The organism is Methylobacterium sp. NPDC080182 (genome assembly GCF_050281105.1).
Taxonomy (GTDB): Bacteria; Pseudomonadota; Alphaproteobacteria; order Rhizobiales; family Beijerinckiaceae; genus Methylobacterium.
In genome coordinates this window covers 174502-195297 of the sequence record NZ_JBNNWO010000015.1, presented here as the reverse complement: position 1 = coordinate 195297, position 20796 = coordinate 174502, and the positions used below count along the sequence as shown (strand labels likewise).

17 protein-coding genes and 1 pseudogene are annotated in these 20796 nt (G+C 71.5%); 12 read left to right on the top strand and 6 right to left on the bottom strand.

All coding sequences use genetic code 11. The annotated features are described in order from the left end of the window. Positions 1-204: pseudogene (locus ACQKQD_RS25100) on the top strand (methyl-accepting chemotaxis protein); the annotation flags it as partial. Positions 205-300: 96 nt separating this feature from the next. On the opposite strand, the gene ACQKQD_RS25095 reads toward ACQKQD_RS25100, so the two are convergent. Both ACQKQD_RS25095 and ACQKQD_RS25090 read right to left on the bottom strand, forming a co-directional pair. Further along, a complete protein-coding gene (locus ACQKQD_RS25095; protein ID WP_427509872.1) occupies positions 301-573 on the bottom strand; it encodes a hypothetical protein in 273 nt (90 codons plus the stop codon). A gap of 85 nt (positions 574-658) precedes the next feature. After that, positions 659-1576: an SGNH/GDSL hydrolase family protein gene (locus ACQKQD_RS25090; protein ID WP_427509871.1), complete on the bottom strand. Its 918-nt coding sequence runs from the start codon at positions 1574-1576 to the stop codon at positions 659-661. A gap of 464 nt (positions 1577-2040) precedes the next feature. On the opposite strand from ACQKQD_RS25090, the gene ACQKQD_RS25085 reads away from it, so the two are divergent. The 4 genes from ACQKQD_RS25085 (at position 2041) to ACQKQD_RS25070 (ending at position 8991) form a co-directional block, all read left to right on the top strand. After that, positions 2041-3147, top strand: a complete 1107-nt coding sequence (locus tag ACQKQD_RS25085; RefSeq protein ID WP_427509870.1) for a lipase family protein — start codon at positions 2041-2043, stop codon at positions 3145-3147. Between the two features lie 146 nt (positions 3148-3293). Next, positions 3294-4727, top strand: coding sequence for a hypothetical protein (locus ACQKQD_RS25080; RefSeq protein WP_427509869.1), 1434 nt, complete (start codon positions 3294-3296; stop codon positions 4725-4727). A gap of 276 nt (positions 4728-5003) precedes the next feature. Beyond that, a complete protein-coding gene (locus tag ACQKQD_RS25075; protein WP_042672956.1) occupies positions 5004-6221 on the top strand; it encodes a flagellin in 1218 nt (405 codons plus the stop codon). A 328-nt stretch (positions 6222-6549) separates the two neighbouring features. After that, a complete protein-coding gene (locus tag ACQKQD_RS25070) occupies positions 6550-8991 on the top strand; it encodes a PAS domain S-box protein (protein WP_427509868.1) in 2442 nt (813 codons plus the stop codon). A 339-nt stretch (positions 8992-9330) separates the two neighbouring features. On the opposite strand, the gene ACQKQD_RS25065 is transcribed toward ACQKQD_RS25070, so the two are convergent. From ACQKQD_RS25065 to ACQKQD_RS25050, 4 genes are all read right to left on the bottom strand, one after another. Further along, positions 9331-9777, bottom strand: coding sequence for a lysozyme inhibitor LprI family protein (locus ACQKQD_RS25065; protein ID WP_427509867.1), 447 nt, complete (start codon positions 9775-9777; stop codon positions 9331-9333). A 101-nt stretch (positions 9778-9878) separates the two neighbouring features. Next, complete coding sequence (locus ACQKQD_RS25060) at positions 9879-10199, bottom strand: YbjQ family protein (protein ID WP_020094546.1); 321 nt, start codon at positions 10197-10199, stop codon at positions 9879-9881. 42 nt (positions 10200-10241) lie between these two features. Beyond that, complete coding sequence (locus tag ACQKQD_RS25055; protein WP_244540783.1) at positions 10242-10646, bottom strand: lysozyme inhibitor LprI family protein; 405 nt, start codon at positions 10644-10646, stop codon at positions 10242-10244. A gap of 50 nt (positions 10647-10696) precedes the next feature. Beyond that, complete coding sequence (locus tag ACQKQD_RS25050; RefSeq protein WP_427509866.1) at positions 10697-11737, bottom strand: hypothetical protein; 1041 nt, start codon at positions 11735-11737, stop codon at positions 10697-10699. A gap of 779 nt (positions 11738-12516) precedes the next feature. Between ACQKQD_RS25050 and ACQKQD_RS25045 the strand changes: the two genes are divergently transcribed. From ACQKQD_RS25045 to ACQKQD_RS25015, 7 genes are all read left to right on the top strand, one after another. Further along, positions 12517-12774 carry a hypothetical protein gene (locus ACQKQD_RS25045; protein WP_020094549.1) on the top strand — a complete coding sequence of 86 codons (258 nt, stop codon included), beginning with the start codon at positions 12517-12519 and terminating at the stop codon, positions 12772-12774. 279 nt (positions 12775-13053) lie between these two features. After that, a complete protein-coding gene (locus ACQKQD_RS25040; protein WP_427509865.1) occupies positions 13054-15147 on the top strand; it encodes a caspase family protein in 2094 nt (697 codons plus the stop codon). Next, a complete protein-coding gene (locus ACQKQD_RS25035; protein WP_427509864.1) occupies positions 15144-16478 on the top strand; it encodes a hypothetical protein in 1335 nt (444 codons plus the stop codon). The genes ACQKQD_RS25040 and ACQKQD_RS25035 overlap by 4 nt, the downstream gene beginning before the upstream one ends. A 161-nt stretch (positions 16479-16639) precedes the next feature. Next, the gene (locus ACQKQD_RS25030) at positions 16640-18031 is read left to right on the top strand and encodes a hypothetical protein (protein ID WP_427509863.1); all 1392 of its coding nucleotides are present in this window, start codon (positions 16640-16642) and stop codon (positions 18029-18031) included. After that, positions 18028-18540 (top strand): hypothetical protein, encoded by a 513-nt coding sequence (locus ACQKQD_RS25025; RefSeq protein WP_427509862.1) that lies wholly within the window; start codon positions 18028-18030, stop codon positions 18538-18540. Before ACQKQD_RS25030 ends, ACQKQD_RS25025 begins: the two co-directional genes overlap by 4 nt. Before the next feature lie 58 nt (positions 18541-18598). Then, positions 18599-19729, top strand: coding sequence for a hypothetical protein (locus ACQKQD_RS25020; protein WP_427509861.1), 1131 nt, complete (start codon positions 18599-18601; stop codon positions 19727-19729). A gap of 80 nt (positions 19730-19809) precedes the next feature. Beyond that, a complete protein-coding gene (locus ACQKQD_RS25015) occupies positions 19810-20790 on the top strand; it encodes a trypsin-like serine peptidase (protein WP_427509860.1) in 981 nt (326 codons plus the stop codon). Positions 20791-20796: the final 6 nt, after the last annotated feature.

Below are 20796 nucleotides of genomic sequence, written 5' to 3'. Positions count from 1 at the left end.
GAGAACGTGCAGACGTTCCAGCAGATCGTGGCCTCGACCAACCAGCAGCAGCTGGGCATCGAGCAGGTGATGGGGGCGCTGCAGAACATCCGCCAGGCCAGCCAGCAGACGGCGGCCGGCACGCGGCAGGTCGAGGCCGCCTCCGCCAACCTCACCGAGCTCGCCCAGGCCCTCATGGCCCTGGCCGAACGTTACCGGCACTGATCCGCCGCTCCGACCGTCCTCCTGCGGCTACGGCCCGATCGTTCGGACCGCGCTCTCCTCGTCCGGCTGGTCCGGATCGGCGGAGGCCGGCGACACTCAGCCGCGATGCGCCGGCCGATGCGGTGCCTGTCGCCGGGACGCGGTCGCGGCGCGCGCGCGGGCTGCCCGGACGCGCACGATGTCGGCCATCCCGACCGGCCGCGGCGGTGCCTCGCCGGTGAACGGCATCCGGCTGTGGACATCGCCGTAATAGTCCGACCCGCCCATCCCGAAGCCGCCGGCGACGACGGGTCCGTCGAGGAGCGGCTCTCCGGCCGACGCTCCGGTGGCGATGAGGACGAGGAGTGGGACGGGGAGGAGGAGGCGCATGATCACATGCGTACACCGTCCTGCGTCAGCTTCGCGGCGGCGGCGGTCACGATGGCGTGCGCGCTGCCGGGCCGCGGCGCTGCCCTCAGGTGTCCGGGTCGACCCCGCGATAGCGCGTGGGATGCGTGCACGCCTTCTGCCAGCCGGTCCGTCCCTGCACGAAGCCGACCTCCAGGAAGTGAACGAGCGGGTTGACGCCGGCCACGCGAACATCCGGGTTCGCGTCGAGATACCCGTCGGTGCTGAAATGCCCGCTCGGGTCACGGCCCTCGCGCCAGCCGAGATCGAGGTAGTGTCGCGCCGGACCGTGGGGATACTGGCACGTGTCGGCGTACCAGCTCCTGTAATAGGCCTCATCGAAGCCCGGGAGCGGGCTCTCCAGATAATGATCGAGACCGTACCGGTCGCGGATCTGGCCGGCGACGCGCGCGGCGACGGCCGCGTAATCCCGCAGATGCGTCCCTTCCACGAAGGCCTCGTCCTCGGCGAGACCGAAGCGCGCTCCGCGCAGCGCCGCGAACGGGTCGAAGAACGAGACCCCCCGGCGTGCGCAGACGGCGCGGAGGAGATCGGAATAGACCTCGACCGCGGCGGGATCGCGCTCGGCAACCCTCGAGACCGGCGTCGGCGGCAGCGCCGAGACCAGCGTGTCGAGGGCGAAGGCCTGGAAGCGGTCGACGATGCGATCCGCGTGGTCGGAGAAATCGGCCGTCGCCGATCGCCCGAGCGCCGACGGCGAGCGGATGTCGTTGGTCCCGACGAACAGGACCGCCAGGAAGGCCGGCAGGGGCGCACGCAGCAGGTCGAGGGCCCGGTGGTACGAGCGGGCCGTCGCGCCCGCGAGCCCGGCATTCAGCACGGGACGGGAAACGACCGGCCGCGGCATGTGAGCCGCGTGCGAGTCGCCGGCGAGCACGACGCAGCCGCTCGGCGCAGCGTCGAAGACGGCCTGGATATGGCCGATCTTGTGACGGCGGAGGGCGCCGCTGCGGAGCGCCCTCACGGCCTCTGACAAACCCATACGAATCTTGAACACCGCCCCCGCGCCCCGCACCGTAGGAGGCTCAGTTTTCCCAAGTCCAGTCCCCCCGAGCGCGAATCCGATTTTCAACGCCGCCGGTGTTGCCGGGCGACAGTGCCGGGAATGCCGCCCGGGTCATGAATGCTGGCCGGTGGCGGAACCAGATTCGCCGGTGCGCTGTTGTGGAGCCCTCCGCGATGGTGCAATGGAGCCGCCCCTGCGGGCGCCGTCGACCGCCACGAATCCCGCTCGTGCTCTCGTCCTCGATCGATAACATGGTCCGCGGCTACTTATCGTTCACGCCCTTCAAGTTGAGAGACCTTCATCCGGCACCGGTGGCGCGGCGACATGTCTTTTTCATTCACGGATTCGACGCCCGCAGCGGCATCCGCTTCCCCGCCTTCTTCAAGCGGGAGCTTCACCGTCACGCGACCCGGTTCGGGGCGATGCCGCGCGCGGTCTCGGAGATCCGGACCGATCCGGATGGTCTGACCCGGAGCTGGACGGTCGACGCGCCCGCCGACGGCGACGGTGCGGCGGTCCGCTGCAAGACCCTGATCTGGAGCGATATCGTCCATGCGGATCTCGCGCGTCCCGTGTCGCGCAAGCTGGCTCTGCTGGCGCGGAGCGTCGCGGCGGGGCTCGCACAGGGATTGGTCTTCAAAACGTCCCGGTTCGGATGGCCCTACACGGTGCTGACCGCTTTCCCGTTCTTCGTCGCCTTCGTGGCCCCGGCGCTCCTGATCGCGGTCGGCACCGCGATCTACGCTGCCGTCAGCCCGGCGGCGCCGACGGAAACGGTCGGCGTGGCGCTGCTTCTCGCGGCCGCGGCGCTCGCGCTCCTGTACGGCGCCAAGAAGGCGCTCGGGCGCCTGTTCTTCTGGCACATCCTGAGCATCCGGATCTTCTTCTGGCAGCACGCGACCGGTCGGCGGCCGGATTACGCGGACCGGGTCGCGGCCTTCCGGGACCGTGTCCTGGCCGAACTGGCCCACTGGCGCGCGAACCCCGCGGACGCGCCCGACGAGGTCATGATCGTCGGCCACTCCCTCGGCGCAGCCATGGCGGTCGAGGTCGCCGCGCAGGTCCTCGCGCGCCTCGGGACCGACGATCGAGGGCATCCGCGCCTGTCGCTCGTCACGCTCGGCTCGGGGCTGCCCTTCGTGGCGCTCCAGCACGAGGCCCGCGCGCTGCGCGACGACATCGCGACCCTCGTCTTCAGCGACCGCATCGTCTGGTGCGACTACCAGGCCCCCCAGGATTGGCTCAACTGCTACGGCTTCAATCCGATCTTCGATCTCGGATTCGGACGACCCGCCTTCCTGGCCTGCAACCCGCTCATCCGTTCCGCCGGGGTCAAGGACAGGATACCCGAGGACGACTACAAGCGTCTGCGCCTCAAGCCTTTCCACATGCACTTCCAGTTCCTGAAAGCCAATTTCAGGCCGGGGGAGTACGATTTCTTCGAGATGATCCTCGGGCGGCAATCGCTGCTCGACCGCGCCCTGCGGCCGGTCTGCCGCCGCGCGGTCCCGCCCGCGCAGGGCGCGTGATCGCGTCCGCGGGAGACGCGTCGGGACACGATCGGAGCCGCCGGTCCGAGCCGCCGGATATCAGACGGCCACATTCCGGTCGTCAGCACGCCGCCGGAATGTCTCGGCATCTCGGAGTCAGGAGCGGACCGGTGGGAGCGATGGGAATGAGGATGCTGCCGGTTCTCGTTGCGCGGAAGGGCGCTCTCGTCGGGATGCTCCTGGCGGTGCTCGCCGTCCCGGTCGCGGGCGAGGCCGGCTGGAAGGGGCCGGAGGCGCAACCGCTGTTCGTCAACGAGGCCAATCCGGCCGGCTACAACTACGCGCCGAGCGTCATCACCGAGAACGGGACCACCGACATCTGGTGGTGCGGTCAGGGCAAGACAGACGTCATCTTCCATCGCTCTTACACGCCGCAGACCGGCTTCTCGCCGGTGCGGATCGTGTTCCAGCCGACGCCCAACTCCTGGAACCGGCAGTACGTCTGTGATCCCAGCGTGATCCGGGGCCGCTTCGTCAACCCGGCGGACGGGCAGACCTACGCATACGCGATGTACTATTCGGGCGCCGACAACCTGCCCGGAAACAACAACCAGACCGGCCTCGCCTTCTCGAACGACAAGGTGACGTGGGTCGACTACCCGGAACCGGTCATCAAGCCGATCAACCCGGTCGTCGCGCAGGGTAATTACGGCACCGGCCAGCCGGCGACCTTCTCGGACGGTCGGTCCGGCCTGTTCGTCTTCACCACGGATCTCACCGGGCCGCAGGGGGTGCGGGGCTTCGGGGACCTCTACGTCCGGCACACGGCCGACGGCGTGCATTTCGGGGCGCCGGCGCGGGTCCCCAACGCCACGACCGACGGCTCGACCATCAACCCGAACTCGGATTTCGCCTACGATCCCAAGACCGGCGAGGTCTACGTCATCACCGGGTTGCCGGGCCGCGTGTGCCAGCAGGTGGCCTGCAAGGATCCGGGGCGCAATCCCGACCGGGAAACCTACCAGATGGGGCTGTTCAGGATGCCCCTGAAGGCTGTGCTGAGCGGGGCGCCGGCGGCGTGGACACCCCTGGGCTACCTGAACTCCGACGTCACGGGCTTCTACCTGAACCACAGTCCCGGCTTCCAGCGCGACGGGGCGGGGTTCCTGACGCCGTTCCTGCCGGACATCACGGTCTTCTTCTCAGGGGGTGATCCCTATCCCGGCACGTGGCGGATCGCCGAGGCGCGGCGGCCGAGGGGCGCCGACCGCCTTCCCCTGCGGCGCGCCTTCGGGCCCGGCGGCCACTGGGTGACGACCGGCTATATCGGGCCGGGCTACACGATCGAGCGCAGCCTCGGCACCGTGTTGACGCTCCCGGCGCCGGGGACCGCGATGCTGATGAGCTGCGCGGCAGGACAGGACCACTTCCTCAGCCGCGACCCGCGATGCGAGGGCCAGACACCGCTCGGGCAGACCGGCTACGTCTACGAGGCGCAGAGGCCGGGGAGCCATCCGATCTACCGTTGCATCGCCGGAGGCCGCGATCATTTCGTGTCGACAGTCCCGGACTGTGAGGGTCACGTGTCCGAAGGGATGCTCGGCTACGCGCTGGACTGAGAATCCGTCCCGCGGCGCGAGGCGGCGGCCGGATCGCCTGATCCGCCCGCGCCGGACGGGATGGACTCCCGCCGCTTCAAGTCTCCGATGACCTCCTGGTCGGGACGCCCCTGATCGATGCCGTCCGGGACTGGCTTGCGCGCGCGGGCCGTAAATTTTCCGGTAACGCTACCGGCGCGGCGAAAATACTCGCGCGCTTAATCCGGACTTAACCCTAACCGGTATTCTTAGTCATCCCCGAGAATCGGGTTGCTCCGGTTGGAAAGATAGCGATCCATGTCCTCCATCACCCTGTCGGCCGCGACGCGCCAGAACCTGCTCTCGCTGCAGGACACCGCCCAGCTGATGGCGACCACCCAGAACCGGCTCGCGACCGGCAAGACCGTCAACTCCGCCCTCGACAACCCGACCAACTTCTTCACCTCCCAGGCCCTCGACGGACGCTCCTCGAGCCTGAACTCGCTCCTCGACGGCATCTCCAACGGCATCCAGTCGATCCAGGCCGCCAACCAGGGCATCACCTCGATCCAGAAGCTCGTGGACCAAGCCAAGTCGATCGCCAACCAGGCGCTCTCGACCCAGCTCTCGACCACCGGCACCGCCGCCAACGCCTACAGCGCCAGCACCGCCTCCTCGACCGTGCTCCTGACCATCAACGGCAGCTCGGTCTCGGCCACGGTCGCCGCCTCCTCGAGCGTCAACGCCACGGTCGCCGCCCTCAACGCCGCCGTCAGCTCGGCCTCGACCTCGTCGAGCGGCGCCTTCGGCGCCGGCGCGATCTTCTCGGTCGACAGCACCGGCACCAAGATCGTCCTGAACGCCCAGGCGGACGTGGAATTCCAGAACTCGGGCAGCCAGACGGCGCTCGGCTTCACCGCCTCGGCCACCACCGCCTCGACCTACGGCACCGCCGCCAGCACCGTGGTGTCCAGCGACCTGTCGATCTCGGGCGTGACGCAGCGCGCCTCGCTGGCCAATCAGTACAACAACCTGCTCAACCAGATCACGCAGCTCGCCAGCGACGCCAGCTACAACGGCGTCAACCTCATTGCCGGCAAGGGCAATGACATGAACATCAAGTTCAACGACACCGGCAGCTCGAACCTGAACGTCGCCTCGGTCGACGCGACCTCCAGCGGCCTGGGCCTGTCGTCGATCACCAACTCGAACAGCTCGACCAGCCAGAACGGCCTCGGCAACTTCCTGCTGAACGCCGACGTCAACAAGACCCTGGCGGTCCTGACCACGGCCGGCGCGGCCCTGAACTCCGCGGCGAGCACGCTGGGCTCGAACCTGTCGGTGGTTCAGAACCGCCAGGACTTCTCCAAGCAGCTGATCAACGTGCTGCAGACGGGCTCGGCCAACCTGACCAACGCCGACCTGAACCAGGAGGCGGCCAACTCGCAGGCGCTGTCGACCCGCCAGTCGATGGGCATCTCGGCCCTGTCGCTGGCCAACTCCGCCCAGCAGGGCGTCCTCCAGCTCCTGCGGTAAGCGATACGCACCGCGTCGACCGAGCGGCCGGAGTCGAACTCCGGCCGTTCGCGTTCGCGGCGTCCCGAGGCCGCATCCGGCCGGAACGCGAGAGACCGGTCCCGGCAGCACGACCGCCCGCAGCCCGCCGCTGTCCCCCGGATTCCCGTGGAGGCAGCGCCGGTCATCGCGGATCGGGAACCGGCGGACCCGCCCCTTTCCGGCATCGCAGGATCCGAACGCCCGGTGGCCGACGCCGGCACTGTCGGGACCAGAGGTCACACCCCCTTCTCGCATCCGCGTGCCGGTTGCGGTTGGACGCGGCGGCGGCTCCGGATAAGACCGGGCCATGAGCATCGAAGATCTTCGGGGGGAGGTCGAGCGGCTGAGTCGGCGCGAGCGCGCGCTGGTTGAGGAGAACGCGCGCCTGCGCGCGTCACAGGCCCCGGTCACCGCCCCGACAACCACTCTGGCCGGAGTCGGCACCGCCCGCTCCGATCTTCTGTTCACCGCCGCCGACAAGACCCGGATGGCGATGATCGTCACCGATCCGAACCTGCCCGACAATCCGATCGTCTTCGCCAACCGCGCCTTCCTGGAACTCTCCGGCTACTCGGCGGGGGAGCTGATCGGGCGCAATTGCCGCTTCCTCCAGGGGCCCGCGACGGATCCGGCCGATGTCGCCCGCATCCGCGATGCCATCGCCGCGCGGCGCGACGTGGTGGTCGAGCTGCTGAACTATCGGCGCGACGGCAGCACCTTCGTCAACGAACTCTACATCAGCCCCGTCTTCGGACCGCTCGGCGAGTTGCTGTTCTTCTTCGGCAGTCAGCTCGACCTCACGCGCTTCCGGCAGCGCGAGGCGCAGGCCGTCGAGCGGACCATCGCGCCGCGGCATGCCCGGGCGGACGACGCGGTGGGCTTCTGCATCGTCGAGCTGCGCTTCGACGGGGATGGCAGGGCCGCGGATTACCGCGTCGTGGAGACCAACGCCGCCTTCGAGGATCAGTCCGGCCTCGGCGCTGCGGCGGGACGCTGGATGAGCGCGCTCGAGCCGGACCACGCCCGACGCTGGTTCGACACCCTCGGTGACGTGGCGCGATCCGGGCACAGCGCCCGGTTCAAGGGAGCCCTGTCGCGAACGGGACCCATCCTCGATGTCCGCGCGATGCGGACCGGTAGCGGGACGCAGAACCGCGTCGCGATCCTTCTCGAGGATCCGGCGGTCCGGCAGGCGGACGAGGAGCGGCGGGAGGCCCGGACGCGCGACCGGAAGATCGAGCATGACTTGGTCTGGCGGACGAGCCGCGACCTTCTCGTGGTCTGCGCCCTCGACGGAACCTGCCAGGCGGTCAACCCGGCCTGGACGGAGCTACTCGGGTGGCCGGCCAGCAGCTTGGTCGGCATCCGCATCGATACCCTGATCCATCCGGACGACGGCGAGACCGCGGCCAGCGCGTTCGAGACGCTGCGGACCGGCCACACGCTGTCGGACCTCGACGTCCGGTTCCGGACCGCCGACGGCGCGTATCGCTGGATCGCCTGGAACGCCATCGCGCGCGGGGACCGGTTCCACGCGACAGGGCGCGACGTCACGGAGCGCCGCGCCCTCGAGGAGCAGCTGCGTCAGTCGCAGAAGATGGAGGCCGTCGGGCAGCTCACCGGCGGCGTGGCGCACGACTTCAACAACCTGCTGACCGTCATCAAGTCGTCGACCGATCTGTTGAAGCGACCGGGCCTCAGCGAGGATCGGCGGGGCCGCTACGTCGACGCCATCGCCGACACGGTCGACCGCGCCGCCAGATTGACCAGCCAGTTGCTGGCCTTCGCGCGCCGGCAGGCACTCCGACCGTCGATCTTCGACGTGGTGCAGTCGGTGGCCGCCATCGCCGACATGGTCGGCACGCTGACCGGCGCGCGCATCCACGTCGCGACCGACACGGATGCCGGCACGGACGCGGACGGCCGCAGGCTGCGCTGCCACGTCGATGCCGACCCCAGCCAGTTCGACACGGCCCTCGTCAACCTCGTGGTGAACGCCCGCGATGCCATGCAGGGCGAGGGCCGCCTCGTGATCAAGGTGCGGCGCGCGGACCGGATCCCGGCGCTGCGGGCGCATCCGGCCGTGCCCGGCGATTTCGTGGCCGTGTCGGTCTCGGATACCGGCTCGGGCATCGAAGCGGACCTCCTCGAACGCATCTTCGAGCCGTTCTTCACGACGAAGGGCGTCGGCCACGGCACCGGCCTCGGCCTCAGCCAGGTGTTCGGCTTCGCCAAGCAGTCGGGCGGTGACGTCGCGGTCGACAGCGTCGTCGGCGTCGGGACCACCTTCACGCTGTTCCTGCCGCGGTCCCAGCAGGCGGAGGTCCAGGAGGGCGTGCCGGACGAGCCGGAGCCGCTCGCCGAGGGTCACGGCACGCCCGTCCTCGTGGTGGAGGACAACGAGGAGGTCGGCGCCTTCGCCCGGCAAGCCCTCGTGGAACTCGGCTACAGGGCTGTCTGGGTGAAGGACGCACAGGCGGCTATCGCCACGATCGAGGCGAACGGCCAGGAGATCGAGATCGTCTTCTCCGACGTGGTGATGCCGGGCATGAACGGTGTCGATCTGGCCCGGGAGATCAGGCGCCGTCGTCCCTACCTGCCCGTCGTCCTCACCTCCGGCTACAGCCACGTGCTGGCGTCGGAGGGCACCGCCGGCTTCGAGCTCCTGCACAAGCCCTACTCGGTGGCCGACCTCAGCCGGGCCCTGCGTAGGGCGCTCCGGGAACGGTCGGCGCTGACCTTCGGCTGACGAGGTCGCATCCGACCGGACCGACGCGCGTTACGTCCCCGACCGCCCGAAGATTCGGACAGGACACCGCACCATGTCGTCGGATACGCCGCGTCCCGGAGACGACCCGCTGCCTCCCATCGACGATCCGCTGCCGGAGCCCGCACCGCCCGACGGGGACCCGCCGGCCGAGCCGCCGGCGCCGCGTCCTCCCGGTCCCATCGAAGTGGGGTGAGATCGGGCGCCGGTCGGCCGCCCGTTTGCTTGCGGACGAAGACTGCATCGGGGCCGGAGGAGCTTCCGGCGGAACCGAAGTGTTCACCGGCCCGCGACGGGGGCTTTGCGATGCCGCGCCGCTTCTCAATGCAGCGGGTAGCGGCTCAGAAGGTCGTCCGTCCTCTGGACGGTCTTGTCATAGAGGCAGGCGGGCAGCGCCGCGTTCGCGCCGCTCCCGTTGGCCCACTCGCTGTCGGTCAGGTCGCCGCAATCCGCGTCCCGGAAGGCGATCCAGGCCCGCTGCGCCCGCTCGAGCCGCGTCTTCCAGAGTGCCCTGGCGTCGGGGTCCGGCGTGCGGTCGTCGTGATCGATCACCGACATCGCCTTCCTGTAGGCCGCGTTGAGCTTCGCGTCCGCCTCCTGCAGGGCGCGGGTCATGCACGCCGTCGTGCCCGGCGTGGAGGTCTCGGTCAGACACAGTTTCGCGGACGGCTGGTCGGCTCCGGCGGTCGTCGGCACGGCGAGGCAGGCGAGCAGCCCGGCAAGGACGGAAGCCGAGGCCTGCAGCAGGCGTGGGGGCTTGTGAATCATGGCTCTGGGATCCGGTTCGCGCGTCGCATCGACCCGGCTGAGGGGTCCTGCGCGCGGCGGGTGACGGCGGGTCGGAGCGGAACGCGGCCCGGGCCGCGACCTCAGCGTGCCTCGACGACCACGGCGGTGCCGTAGGCGACGACGCCCATCATCGACTGGTCGGTGTCCGCCGTATCGAAACGCATCATGACGACGGCGTTGGCGCCGAGTTGCGCCGCGTTCTGCGCCATGCGGTCGATCGCCTGCGACCGCGCCTGCTCGATCAGCTGGCTGTACTCGCTGATCTCGCCGCCCATGATGCTGCGCAGTCCGGCGGTGAAATTGCCCACCGCACCGCGGCTGTGCACCACGGCGCCGAAGCAGGGGCCGCGGACCTCGCGCACGTGGTAGTTCGGAATGTTCTCGGTCGTGACGATGATCATGGCAGCTCACTCAGCCGGGTGGTTGGGAAAGACGGGAGGCAGTCAGGGCGAGCACGACAGGTCGCCGCCCGGACACTTGATCTGGGCTGCCAGGTCCTGGATCCGCTGGCGCGTCAGCGTGATCTTGCACGCGCCCAGGAGCATCGGGGCGATGCTTCCGTTGTCGTCGGGCGTCAGCGTGTTGAAGCCGGTCCGCAGGTTGCACTCGGAATCGCGGAAGGCGATCCAGGCGCGCTCGGCGGCGACCAGATTGCGTCGGCCGTTCTCGTCGAGCTTGCTGCGCAGGGTCGCGTAGCGGCGGTTCAGCTCCGCATCGGCCCGGTCGAATTCCTGGGCCGTGCAGGTGTTGGCGTCCATCTGGTTCGCGGAGGCGCCGCAATCGACCTCCGCCGCGTATCCGGCGGTCGGGACGAGGATCACGGCAGTGAGAAAGGCGTTGCGCAGCATGGCGGACTCGGTGCGGGAGAGGGCGGACGACACGGCGGCCGATGCGCAGATCACGGGTCGTCGGACGCCGACTGTGCGTCGCGGGCCCGGAAGCCGTAATAGCCGCGGTCGGCGTCGTAGAGGACGTCGAAGCCGTTCAGGACATGCAGCCCCGTGTTGACGAAAGGCTGCGGGCGCACCGTGTTGAGGACGATGCGTTCGGGAGCGAGCGGCGCGGCTCGGTCGCCGACATCGATCGCGTAGCCGGCCGCGTCGCCGAACTGGAAGCCGAGACGCGTTCCCGGGCGGAGCACGGCGTGATCGCCCGCATCGGCCCGGAGGCTGTCGGCGACCTGGGACGGCGGCAGCGTCAGGAACATGCCGGTGACACCGGTATCGAGGAGCCCCCGGCCGCAGGCGGCGGGCTCACGGCCGTCGACGGTGATGCAGACGGGAACGCCGAGCCAGTCGCCCGGCACGTGCGGGTGCGGGTCGAGCTTCACGAAGCGGTAGCGGCCGCGCGTGTTGGCGCGCGTCAAGCCGACATGCACGCCGCGTCGGGTCAGCACGTAGCCGCGGTGCACCGAACCGGGTCCCGGCGGCTCCGCGTTGAGGAGCGGATTGGTGTCCGGCGTGCTCTGCGTCTGGCTGTCGTCCTCGCGGCCGAAACCGATCCCCATCATCGCCACGTGGGCCGGCGTCACCTCGGGCGTGCAGCTGCGAGCGCGCGCGGTGCAGTCGATCCGGTCGACGGCGAGGACCCGGATGGGCTGCGTGACCACGCTCGCTCCATCGCGGCCGACGATGGAAACCGGGACGCGCACCCAGCGTCCGACCATGATCCGGCCGGAACTCGAGTAGGTCAGCCGTCCGGGCTCGCTCGGCAGGCTCTCGTTGTCGGGAATCCGAGCGGCTGAGACCACGATGCCGGTCGAACCGGTATCAACGAGCACCGGACGAGCCTCGCCGCCGAACGACAGGCCGAGGCGCGGGGACTTCGTGATGGCGTCGCCGGGTCGCGGCGCGTTGAGGAAGGGCAGGAAGATGCCGCGTCGGTCATCGCCGTAGCTCGGCCCATCGTCGGCCCACGCCGACATCGCCGGGCCGAGCAAGGCCGCGCTCGCGATCCCGACGCCGAGGAGAGCCGAGACCGATCGGGTGTGAGGGGCCTGAGGACGGACGGTCAGGCAAACTGAGCGCGGAGGATGCTGAAACACCTGGCACATGTCGGCCCCGGGAGATGTCGTTTCCGAGTCGACACCGCGCGCGATCCGCACCGGCGTCGAGAACAGCTCTTCAGTCCGCGCACGGTTGCGCAGGCGTGGTGGACCGGATCCGGGCGTTCGGCGGCGAGAGCCAGTCCACCCTCAGGCGGTCGGGAGCACGATCCGGTCCGCCACGCGCGCAGCCGGTGCCACCACGAGAGATTTCATGAATATCTCTCAGATTAATAGAAGCCCTTAACAGTATTCGCTGTCCATCGCGTAGGCTCTCAACGATCAGTAGACGCTGTATTGACCCCTCTCCGATCCCGGGTCAACGAATCGTGAGAAATAGTGTTACCGGTTCAGTAAGCTGGGATGGCTTGCGGCGGATGATGAGCATTCGACGCCGTCGCGTCGCGTGTTCTGGACCGAACGCAGCGCCCGCGTCGCTCTCGATCGGAGCGCGCCGACGGTCCTGAGGGTGAAGGCTGTTCGGGGTGACCCTGCCGTCGATGGTGACGGGCACCGCCGCCGTCGGGCGGTTTCCGGACGACCGACGCCATCTCGGCCGCGCCTGTCGGAAGAAATTTTTCGCGTCACACCGCGCCGGCCGCACGAAACCGCGTCTGGCCGACCCATGCCCCTGTCGAGGCGGACGATCCACCGCCCGACCAGGGAGACCCGAGATGACCAAGACCAAGATCCTCGTCCTCGCCGCCAGCCTTCTCTGCGCCGCGGGTCCCGCCCTCGCCCAAGAGGCCGCGCCGCAGCACGGGAACCAAGAGTTCCTCGGCGTCGATCTCGACAACGGCGGCGTCTACTACAACGGCCGCAACTCCGGCCGTTACTGCGTCTACCGCACGGTCGAGGTCTACAATCGCTACACCGGCTACTTCGAGGCGCGGCGCGCCCGCCGCTGCGGCCGCGGTCTCTACCTGCCGTGAGGAGCGAGACCATGCTGACCGCCCTCTCGCCGCTCCACCTCGCCGCCCTCAGCCTGATCGTCGCGTATCTCGGCTGGGGCTGAGATGCCCGCTCCCCGCGCCGGCACCTGTGCCCCCGATGTCATCCGCATCGTCGCGGAGGCCGCCTCGACCGGCCGCGCTCACACCGTGAGATTGTTTCCCGATCCTCCAGCGGATAACCCTGTCGCGCGTGCCGACCGGGCGCGCCCCGCTCCGAGGACGATGAAACCGGGCCGCGACCCGGACAGGAGGACGCGCTTGCCGAGAGCCAACCCGGTATTCGCGCTGCGGCGGGCCGCCCGCACCGCGCTCATCCTGCTCGGGGTGACCTGCCTCGCCCCGCTCGCGCCCGCCAGGGCCGCCCCGGATCCGGCAGCCTTCGCCGACAATGCCGACGCCGTGGCGGTGGTTATCGGGAACCGCAGCTACAAGCAGACCGTGCCTGTCGACTACGCGCACAACGATGCCGAGGCGATCCGCGCCTACCTGATCGAGCGCCTGGGCTACCGCGAGAGCAACGTCTTCCTCCTGAAAGACGCGACCCTCAACGAGTTCAACCAAGTCTTCGGCACCGAGCGGAACCCGCAATCCGGCCGCCTCTGGCGCAGCGTGCGCGAGGGCCGCTCGAACGTCTTCGTGTACTATTCCGGCCACGGCGTCCCGGATCTCGCCACCAAGCAGCCGTTTCTGCTGCCCGAGGACGGCAACCCGAACCAGGGCGAGAGCGGGTACGCGCTGGAGACCCTGTACCGCAACCTCGAGCTCGTGAAGCGCAAGATCGGCGCCGACCACCAGCTCGTCGTGATGGTCGATGCTTGCTTCACCGGCGAGACCGGCCGCAAGGGCGAGAGCCTGCTGGCGGTGTCCGCACCCGGCTTCGCGCCCGCCCGGCCGAAGACGGAGGGCGGCATCGTCCGGCTGGTGGCGACATCGGGCGCGACACCGGCCAACTGGGACGAGGCGAACAAGCTCGGCTTGCTGACCAGCCGGTTCCTGATGGGCGTGTCGGGCCTCGCCGACGCGCGGGACCATCAGGGCGACGGCGACGGGCTCGTGCAGTGGACGGAGCTGAAGCGCTACCTCCGCCGCGAGGTGGAGGACGCGGCCCGCCGCGCGTCGGGCCGCGAGCAGGTACCCGAGATCGACGAGGCCCCGATCGTCCTCAAGGCCTCCCTGCCGGTGGCGGCCGTCGCGAAGGGGGTCGAGGCCATCCGGGACGAGGCGGCCTGGCGGCGGGCTGAAGCGCTCAGCACCCGGGAGGGCTTCGAGGCCTATATCGGCGCCTGCGGCGAGACCTGCCTGTACCGGCCTCAGGCCATGGACAGGCTCCTGGCCGGGCAGCGCCGGGACGCGGCGGCGATCGACCAGGAGAACTGGGCCAAGTTCGGGACCCAGCGGCAATATCAGGCCTATCTCGATTCCTGCGGCGAGGTCTGCGCCTATCGCAGCCTCGCCGAGGGCTATCTCGGCGGCAAGAACCCGAGCGCCGATCCGCGCGTCAAGCGCTGCGACGAGCTCGCCGCCGGCACGGACGATCCCGACCGTCCGAGCGGGGTCGCGGGCGTGAAGCTCGGCCGGATCGAGCCCGCCGCCGCGATCGACGCCTGCCGCGGGGCCTCGGCCGCCTATCCGGACCTGCGCCGGCTCTCCTACCAGCTCGGCCGCGCCTACGACCGGGCCGACCGCTACAAGGAGGCCTTCGCCGCCTACGACCGCGCCGCCAAGGCCGGGAGCATCTCGGCGCTGAACAACCTCGCCGCCCTCTACGAGAACGGCCAGGGTGTGAAGCGCCAGCAGGCCGAGGCGTTCCGCCTCTATCGGCAGGCGGGCGAAGGCGGGAACGTGGTGGCGCTGGCCAACGCGGCCCGGATGCTGGAGTACGGCAACGGCATCCCGAAGGACGAAGCGCAGGCGGTCGCCCTGTATCGCCGCGCCGTGGCCGGGGGCGACGTCGCGTCGATCAGCAAGCTCGTGCCGCACTACGCGACGGGCGCCTACGGCTTCCCGAAGGACCTGCGGCAGGGCTTCGACCTCTTCCGGCAGGCGGCGGACCGGGGCGACCCGGTGGCCATGGCCACGATGGCGACGCTGATCGACAACGGCTTCGGGCGGTATTTCCCCGGCGTGCGCTCGGCCGACATGGTCCTGCGCGCGCTGAAGCACGGGGAACTCGGCGCCGCCTCCGTCTCGGCGACCGACACCGCCGCCCAGAAGCTCAAGCCCGAGACGATCCGCTCGGTGCAGCGCGCCATCAAGGACGCGGATTACTACACCGGTGCCCTGGACGGGCGGTTCAATCCGGTCTTCGTCCGCGCCCTCGATCAGTACGCCCGGGCGAACGAGACCGAATGAGGCGCCTCCTCCTCGCCGCGCTGCTGCTCGCCCCGGCGGCGGCGCGCGCCGACCCCGCGACGCAGGCGCTGGCACCGTTCCTCGATGCGGTGGCGGCCTGTGCCGGCCGGCCGGACCTGACGCTCGCGGTCGTCGGCGTCGAGCCCGGCCAGACGGCCCTGTCGCGCGAGCAGTCCGAGGAGGTGCGCCTCGCCGTCGAGACGCGGCTCCAGGCGACCGGCCGGGTCAGGCTGGCGGCAGCGGCCGACGTCGTGCGGATCAAGGCCCTGCGCGAGGGCACGACGGGCCTCTCGGGCGCGGAGGCCGAGGCGCAGATCCGGTCTGCCTTCGCGGGGGACGCGGCCGTGTTCCTGGTCGAGCCCCGCCGGGCCGGCGAGACCGCCTCCGTCCGGCTCCAGGCCGTGACGCAGAGCGCAGCCTGCAAGGCGACGAGCGACCCTCTGGTCGTGCCGATCCATGTCGGCGCCGGCGTCGCCGACGTCGACGCGGTCATGGACGGTGCGGTGAAGGCGTTCGCGCAGGCCGCACCGAATGCCGGCGCCGTCGAGGTCTGCCCATTCGTGGCGGAGGGCGGCCATTCCACCTGCGCCGGCGCCCTCACGGACCGCCTCGTCATCGCCCTCGACGCGGAGGCCCGCTCGGCCAACCGGGTGCTCCGCGGCGCGCGCCTCGACGTGCGCCGCCGGCCGCCCGGCACCGCCTGCGCCGGCACCGTCACCGCGCGCGGCCGCTTCCGCACGGACCACGACCGGCAATCCTGGATGGAGGTCGAGTTCCAGCGCGACGGCGCTGTCCTGGCCCCGACGGGACGACGCCGGATCGCGACGGTGGGGCTCGGCTGCGATCCCGTCCCGCGGCCGTTCCTGGACCACCTCGCCGCCACCGCGCGCACGGATGCCGGCCGCCTCTCGGTGGCGGCCGCCGCCACCCCGTTCGCGGCCGGTCAGCGCCTGGAGATGCGCATCGAGTCCCGCGTTGCGCAGAACCTGTACTGCTGGGTGGTCGCGGCCGACGAGACCGCCTTCGTCACCCTGCCGGTGCGCGACAACCCGGCCTCGCAGCTGGCCCTCAAGCCGGGAGACTCGCGGCGCTATCCGCGGGGCTACGGCCTCGACGAGATCGTCGCGGGGGAGCCCTTCGAGAACCTGTTCGCCTGCTTCGGCGTGCCGGGCGGCCTGCCGCCGGAGCTCGCCGCGCGGTGGCTGGCGGCGGCGCCGGGCGCCGACGGCGAGGCGCGTCTCCTGCAGCCCCCGGACGTGCTGGACCTGCTCGACCGGATCCGGGCCACGCCCGGGGTCACGGAGGCCGCCGCGCGCGTCGTGGTGCGCTGAGCCGGAGCGCGACGGGATCAGAAGCGCGTCTGGGCCGCCCAGAGCAGACGGGTGGCGCCCGGATGGCCGCCGGAGGTCGACGGATGGCCGGTCGCGAGGTAACCATAAGGCGAATCGAACGATCACAAGGGGTTGCGTGGCAGCCCGCGACCGGGAGGCGCATGACGGGCGGATACGATGAGCGCTGCGCGGCCGACCTCGCCAACGTCGGCGACGGCCGCGATCTCTCCCGCGCCGACCGTGCCTGGCTCGCCCGCGTGGTCACGGGTGCCGTGCGCCCGAACCGCGACAAGCCCCTCTGGGACCTCGCCCACGCCCTCGCCGCGCTGGCCGAGGCGGCCGGGGCCCGCGACGGGCGCGATCTCATCACCCTCGCCCTGGACCCGGGCCTCGCGCGACCGGCCGCCCTCGCAGCGCGCTTCGGCGGCGGCCCGGCCGTCGACGACCGCGGCCCCGTGCTCGGCACCGCCTGGTCCACCGGCTGGGCCGGGCTCGCCCGGCTCCTCGCGCTGGCCGAGTTCGTGCTCACCGCGGAGGACCTGGCCCAGTTCGCGACCGTCGCGGGCTGGCTCGACGAACTCGCCGCCGCGCCCGACCCGGAAGCCGCGGCGATCCTGGCCAAGCGGCTGGCCCGGCATCTCGCCGCCTACCGGAACGCCCATCTGCCGCTGGCGCCGCTGGAGCGGCGCTTCCGGGCGCTCCTGACCTTCCTGGGCGGCCACCGGTCCGTCGCGGACGACGACATCCTCGATTTCTGGCGCGCCGAGATGGCGACGGGCGAGCGGCCGGGCTTCCGCATCGTCGCGGAGCATTTCGTGACCTTCGAGGCGGCCGGCCGCCTCCTCGAAGGCCTCGACGCCCTTACGTCCCCCGCCGCCCTCGACGCCCACGCGGGCTGGGAGGAGCGGCTGGACGCGGCCCTGGGCGATCTCGCGGCCGCCGAACCCGCCGCGGCGCTGGCGACCGTGCTGGCGGACTGGCCGGAGGGCCCGAAGATCCTCACCGGCGCCGAGCGCGAGGAGCTGGCCGACTTCCTGCGCCTCGAGCCCTACCACCGGACCCGCCCGCTGACGACGCTCCGCGCCGTGAGCTTCGGCCGGGTCCAGTCGGGCATCGCCAACCGCCTGCGCCGCGGCGGCGGCGGCGCCGCCATCGCCGAGCGGGCGACCTGCCTGGAGGCCGAGAGCTACGCCGAACTCCGGACGCGCGCGGGACTGCTCGCGGCCCATCTCGGCCGGATGCTGCGCATCGCGGCGGCCCTCCGGATCGCCGATCGCGACGCGCTGCCCGAGGCGGTGCGGGCGGCGCTGGAGGCCGCCGAGGCCGACCTGCGCCGCGTCCGCCGCGCCGGATTCGACGATCGGGAGAGCCTCGCGGCCGGGTTCGCGGCCGCCGAACCGGCGCTGCTGCGCCTCGCCGAGGCGGCGGCCGACCTGGAGCGGTCGCTCGACGGACTCGCCCGGCACCGGCCGCTGGACGCGCTGTTCCCGGCGGATCGGGACATCTTCGCGGTCGCGTTCGCGGCGGCCTATGCCGGGGAGGCCGCGGCGTGAGCGACGCGGCACGGCTCCTCGCCGAGATCCACGCGGCCCGCGCCCTCGTGCGCGATGCGGCGACGACCGCCCGGCCGAACCACGCGGGGCTCTGGGCCCACGCGACCCGTGCGCCCGACGCCCCGGTCGACCTCGCGACGGTGCGGGCGATCCGCGGCGACCCCGCGACGGCCCGGCGCTACCGGACGATGCTCGGCGCCCTGGCGCTCGCCCACGCGCCGCTCGCCGCGGCCGCCTCGGACGGCGCGATTCTCCGGCGCCGGGTCGGCGCCTACGCGCTGGAGATCCTCGAGGCCGCGGACGGCGCGCCTCCGCTCCTCGTCCTGCGCGGCGAGTCGGGGCAGATGCCACGGGTGATCGAGGCGTGGCTCGGTGACGAGACGGTCCGGCTCGACCTCGGTCCGGCGATCGAGGGCGCGGCGCTGCTCGCCCTCGACCCGGCCGTGCCGGACGCGGCCCTCATGGGCCGGATGCTCCGCGACCCGGCCTGCGCGGTGTTCCTGCTTTGACGAGCCGTCGGACCAGCCGGCAGGCCGGTCTCGGCCCGTCCGGGAGACCGGCCCGCGCATGACGCGTCCGGCAATCCTCGTCGTGGTGCCCACGACCCGCGGACCGCTGGTGCTGCGCGGCCTCAGGCCGCGCCCCGGCCTTCCGGCCCCGGCCGCCTTCGCGGACGGCGATTATCGCCCGCTGCCGTGGTCGGCCGATTACGCCCGGCTCTGCGGGGCTGCCGGCCCGCTCGCCCGGTGGACGGGCCGGACGCCGGAGCCCCACGAACTGCGGCTGTCGGGCTCCTTCGATGCCGGACGCTCCTGGGAGGTTCCGGTCTGCCTGGCGCACGGCCTCGCCGAGGGCGGCCACCCGCTCGCCGCGGCACCGGAGGAGGCCGATCTCATCCTCTGGGCGACCGGCGCGGTCGATCTCGACCTCGCGGTGCTGCCCGGCGACTACGCGCTCCTCGACAAGATCGAGCGCTCCGCCGCGACGATCGCCGGAGCTCCGAACGCCGCGCTGGCGGTCCTCCTGCCGGACGGGCCGGAGCGCGCGCAGGCCGAGGCCGTCTTCCGCGGCATGGGCCGGAACGTGCGGATCCTGCCGTCGCACAGCGTGCCCGCAGCCCTGGCCGCATTGACCACGCTGCGGCCTCCGGAGAGGGCCGAGACGCCGCCGGCGCGGCGATGGTGGCGTCTCGCATTGCCGGCCGGCGCCGTCGCGGCGGCCGGCCTCGCCGGTGTGCTCGCTCTCGGGGCCACGCGGCCCGATCCCGTCAGTGAGCCGCGCCCCGACGCGCCGGCCGGTCCCGCCACCCCTCCCCCCAGCATCGAAGTCCGGATCGCGTCGCCGATCCACGTCTCCGAGCTGCGCGCCCCGGCGGGCTCCTCCTGCCGCCGCGTCGCCTTCGGAGCCGACCCGCCCGAGCGGCGCCCGGTACCGGCGGAGTCGGGCGATCACCTGGCCGCGAGCCGCCTCACGCCGGACCTGTGCGGGCTCGCCATCGGAGCGGAGCCGGGCCTGCGCGTCCAGGTCGGGCCGGAACTGCGCGACGCCGCCCTCCCGGCCGTCCGGCTGGCGGACGGCGCGCTCGGCTATTTCCTGCGCGAGGGCGCGCGGCAGAACCTCGTCTACACGGTCCAGGCCGTTCCGGAGGCCGGAACCGGCGCGGTTGCCGGCCGCCTGGTCCACACCCTGGCGCGCTGATGAGAATCCGGCGTGTTGCGAATGCTGTCGACCGAACCCGCGAGCGCGGGCCGGATTCGCGGACCGAGAGGAGGGAGAGGATGATCGCGATGCGCCGGAGAGGCCCTCTCCTTCTGGGAACGGCCTGCGCGCTGATCGTGCTCGGCCGGGGCGACGCCGCGCGGGCGCAGAGCGTCGGCTTCGATCCCGCCGATTACGGCCGGGCGCAGCTGCCCCTGCGCCAGACGACCGGCGACGCGGCCGCCTATGTCGACCAGAACAAGGGCGCCTTCGAGCCCGTGAGCGAGCTCGACCCGAAGGACGGCCTCGCGGCCCTCGCCCGACCGATCGGCCGCGTCGACATCGTGCTCCAGAACGGCCGCACCGGGCAGCAGGTCGGTGCCTCCTGCACGGGGACGCTCCTGACCGGCGACTACGTGCTGACCAACCACCATTGCCTGCCGCAATCGGGCGACCTGCGCCCGGTCAAGGCGTCGATCCTGATGGATTACCTGACCCTCGACGGGAAAGGCTCCCGCCGCTTCGAGATCGACCCGAAGCCCGTCGAATTCGACGCCCGCCTCGACTTCGCCCTCGCCCGCGTGGCGGGCAATCCGACCGCGACCTACGGCGCCGCGCGGCTCTCGGGCGAGCCGGTGACGGCCAACCGATCGATGCTGGTCATCCACCATCCCCTCGGACGTCCGAAGGTGATGAGCCGCTTCCGCTGCTTCGCCGTGAAGGATCAGGCGGAGGGCCCGGACCTGCGCCACCGCTGCGACACGCTCGGCGGCTCGTCCGGTTCGCTCATGTTCGACGCCTCCGTGGCCGGCATCGCGCTCCACAAGGAGGGCGGCCTCGATCCGAAGGATCCGACGAGCTTCAACAGCGCGACCCGCCTCTCGGCGATCCTGGGCCGGAGCCCGACCCTGGCGCGGATCGCGGCGGCCCAGGGGCGCCCGGTCGCCGCCGCGGATCCGGGGACCGGGCCGGTCGGGCCCGGCCCGGCACCCCAACCCAGGCCGGCGACCGACGGACCCCTCGACCCGGCCGGGATGAACGCCATCCTGCGGGGACGCTGAGCGCCG